This is a genomic window from Kitasatospora sp. MBT66 (assembly GCF_000710405.2).
Taxonomy (GTDB): domain Bacteria; phylum Actinomycetota; class Actinomycetes; order Streptomycetales; family Streptomycetaceae; genus Kitasatospora; species Kitasatospora purpeofusca.
Window position 1 is genome coordinate 81,665 of the sequence record NZ_JAIY01000020.1, and the last position, 3,730, is coordinate 85,394.

The 3,730-nt window shown below is 75.9% G+C and carries 3 protein-coding genes; 1 reads left to right on the plus strand and 2 read right to left on the minus strand.

Going from position 1 to position 3,730, the window contains the following annotated elements:
- Positions 1–33: 33 nt before the first annotated feature.
- A complete protein-coding gene (locus BI06_RS41435; RefSeq protein ID WP_043477283.1) occupies positions 34–1,542 on the minus strand; it encodes a hypothetical protein in 1,509 nt (502 codons plus the stop codon).
- A gap of 368 nt (positions 1,543–1,910) precedes the next feature.
- On the opposite strand from BI06_RS41435, the gene BI06_RS41440 reads away from it, so the two are divergent.
- Complete coding sequence (locus BI06_RS41440; protein ID WP_030396875.1) at positions 1,911–2,270, plus strand: PAS domain-containing protein; 360 nt, start codon at positions 1,911–1,913, stop codon at positions 2,268–2,270.
- Positions 2,271–2,372: 102 nt separating this feature from the next.
- Here the strand turns inward: BI06_RS41440 and BI06_RS41445 are convergent.
- The coding region (locus BI06_RS41445; protein WP_043477286.1) for a hypothetical protein at positions 2,373–3,730 on the minus strand (1,358 nt) is incomplete at its 5' end.

The window sequence follows — 3,730 nt, forward strand, 5'->3', positions numbered from 1 at the left end:
CGTTCCCGCTGTTCGATCGCCCCTCGGCTGCGGCTACCTGCTCCGCTCGCGGGCGGAGGTGAGCCGGCCGCGCACGGCGGCGTGGACCTCGGCCTCCTCGGCCGGGTCGGCGGCCAGGCGGCGCAGGCGCTCCAGCACGCGGGCGTCGCCGGTGGTGGCGACGTGCCTCGCGGCGAGCTCCCGGGTGGACTCCTCGCAGTCCCAGAGGCACTCGACGGCCGGCCCCTCCGGGAAGTGCACGTCGGTCGCGGCGAGCGCCCGGGCCGCGCGGCCGCGCAGCTCCGAGGAGACGGCCTCGCCGTAGATGTGGCGCAGGACCGGGACGGCCTCGGTGGCGGTCAGCCGCCCCGCGCCGTCGACCAGCGTCCCGAGCCCGGCATCGGCGCCGGACACCCCGTGCAGCAGGACCCAGCGGCGCAGCCCGCCCACCACCAGCGGGGCGTCGGTGGGCTCGCCCGCGTCGGCCAGCAGCCGGACGGCGGCCTCGCCGAGGGCGCTGTCGGCGCCCCCGGTGGCCGGATCGGCCCAGCGGCGGGCGTGGGCCAGCGCTTCCGGGCCGCGCATCCGCCCGAGGAGTTCCAGGGCGAACCGGACCAGCCGGTCGTCGACCTCCGCCGCGGCGGCCTCGATCAGCCCGGCCGCGGCCGGGTCCTGCCGGTCGACGAGGTGGCGCAGGGCCGCCCGGCGGGCACCGGGCAGACCGGTGCGGGCCGCCTCCAGGACGGCGGGCCGGTCCTCCGGTCGCACCACGGCGGCCAGGCAGCGGGCGGCGGCGGCGGCGCGGCGGTCCACCGCGTCCGGACCGGGTCCGGCGTCGGGCGAGGAACCGGAGCGGACCGGGCCGCCGGCGAAGGCCGCGGCACCGAGGCCGCCGAGCTCGCCCTGGTCGGCCCAGGCCAGCACATCGGCGGTGGACCAGCCCGGGGTCACCCCGCTGCGGTTCAGCTGGCGCTGCCACACGTCGAAGGGGGCCTGCTCGCTGGCGGCCGCGACCCTCGGGTGGTAGGCGGCCCAGAGCCGCCAGGGCCTGGGCTCGTACGCGCTCCGTACGGTCTCGCGCAGCTCGGCGTCGCCCTCGGGGCCCGGGGCGAAGCGGTCCAGTACGGCCGTCCCGAGCAGCAGCAGGCCGCGGTCGTCGTCGCGCAGCGCGAGCTCGTCCAGCGCCCAGGCCCAGTTGGTGCCGGTGGCGGCGTACTCGCGGAGCACGATCAGCGCGTCCCGCCGGCCGTACGCGGCGAGGTGGCCCAGGACGGAGAGCGCGAGGCCCGTGCGGGCCTCGTCCTCGTCGAGGAGGTCCTCCGGGGAGTGGAGGTGGTCCTCGATCCCGTCGAGCGGCGCCTCCAACTCCATGTAGAGGCGCGCGTAGTAGAGGGAACGGTTCTCGACCTGCCAGTCGGCTCGCGGGTCCCTGGTGACGCACTCCTCCAGCGCGGCGATGGCCTCGGTGCGGTCGGCGGCCAGCGCATGGAGCTGCCCGTCACCGCGACCTCGCTGCAGGAGGCCGAGGAGGCTGGCACTGGGTGCTATCACTGGCTCGAACATGAGGTCAGCATCCGTTGCGGCGGTCGTAGTGGCAACGGGATTTCCGTCGCCGGGGTCTCTGGTGGGTACTGCGGTGGGCGCCCGGGCGCCGGAATCACCGAAGGTTACCGCCTCGGGCAGCCCGTCGCACACAGGGCGACCGGCCCTTTGTGCGCACTGGCATATGCCGGGGGAACTTTGACGGCGATCTGTCCAAATCGCCCACAGGGGTGAGACCGCTGTGCGACAGTCGATGCCACCACGCACCGGCCGCTCTCCACGAACGGACCACTGGACTCACCATGCAAAAGTCGCCCACGACCGGCCCACCACCCGTCGCGCCCCCGAACGAGGGCGCGACGGACGGCGAGGGGCCGGTGGGCGAAAGAGTGGACAGCGCCATCCGTACCTCGACCGGCGCGGCCGTGATCGGCTCCGCCGAGTGGGACCTCCTCACCGACGACGTCCGCTGGTCCGCCGAGGCCTACCGGCTGCTCGGCTGCGACCCCGGACACGGACCGCTCAGCCTGGACCGGCTGCCCGACCGCCTCAGCGAGGCGGACCGGCCCCAGCTGCGCCGGATGATGACCGACGCGCTGGTGCACGGCCGGTACGCCTTCGGCACCCTCCAGGTCCGGCGGCCCGACGGCGGGCACGGCATGATCGAGTGCACCGGCGAGCCCGTGCTGGGCACCGACGGCACCGTCACCGCGCTGCGCATGCTGCTGCGCCCCGCGAACCCCTCCTGACCCACCGGTCCGCACGGCCCTTCCCGACCCGGGCGCCCCTTCCGACCGGCCCCACCTTCCCGACAGGCCCGCCCCGGGCGCCCGGCCGTCGCCGGGCCCGGGTCAGGCGCGCGCGGGCCGCTTCTTCGCGTCCGCCGCCCGCAGCTCCCGCCCCAGCTGCTCCCGCAGCTCGTCCACCACCGGCACCCCCCGGTAGCGCGCGGTCAGCCGGTACATCTCCCGCAGCCGGTCCCAGGTGCGGTGCGAGGAGTTCTGGCCGATCAGGTTCAGCACCAGCTTGCACTGGGTGTCCGCCGCGTCGGGCTCGCCGGTGAGCCAGTGCACCGAGGCCAGCGTGATCCGGTCGAACAGCGCCGAGCGCAGCTGCCCCGTCCCCTCCCGCAGCCGGATCACCCGCTCGGCGTGCCGGCGGGCCTGGTCGGCGGCCGCCCGGTCGTGCTCGGCGAGCGTCCGCAGCACCAGCGCCTGCATCCCGCGCAGCTCCGCCTCGTCGAAGACCTGCATCCAGGACGGCGGCGGGCCGTCCGGGTCCTCGGCGAAGAGGTCCTCCGCCTCGCCCAGCAGCCGCCAGGTCGCCTGCGACTGCCCGATCGAGGCGTGCGCCCAGGCCTCGACGGTGTTCAGCATGGCGCGCGTTCTCGGCAGCATCCGGCCGCCGCTGGCCTTGGCCGCCGCCATCAGCCCGATCGCCTCGTCCGCCCGCCCGAGGTGCACCATCTGGCGCGCCGCCCGGGAGATCGCCTCCCCGGCCCGGGGCCGGTCGCCGGCCTCCCGGGCCGAGTCCGCCGCCAGCATGAAGTACTTCTGCGCGGTCGGCTCCAGGCCCACGTCGTGCGACATCCAGCCCGCCAGCACCGCCAGGTTGGCCGCGACCAGCCACAACCGCTGGGTCACGGCCGGGCTGTGGCGGTGCGTCAGCAGGCCGCCCACCTCGTTGAGCTGGCCGACCACCGCCTTGCGCTGCAGGCCGCCGCCGCGGGCCGCGTCCCAGGCCCGGAACACCTGCACCGAGCGCTCCAGCGCCTCCACCTCGTCGAGCCCGACCGGGCCCGGGTCGTACAGGTCCACCACCGGGCGGGCACCGCCCTGGGTGAGCACCGGGCGCGGGCCGGGGGCCGACGCCGCGTACGCGACCTCCGCCCCTCCCAGCCAGCCCTTCAGCGAGTCGGCGACGACCGCCCCCGCGGTGAGCGCGGCACCCGCGCCCACCAATCCACGTCGGTTCAGCATGAGGTCCATTCCCGTGAACTCGGTGAGGACCGCGGCCGTTCGATCCGGCTCCCATGGTGACGAGGTGGCGGACTGCGCCGCTCCGGTCCTGGTGGGCCGGTGTCGTTCCAGACCGAGGTCCTCAGTGGTGACGACACGGCCGAGCCGCTCCGTGAACACGGCTGCCAGTACCCTCGGCACCGGATCGCGCGGGATCTCCCCCTGCTCGATCCACCGCCGCACCCGCGAGG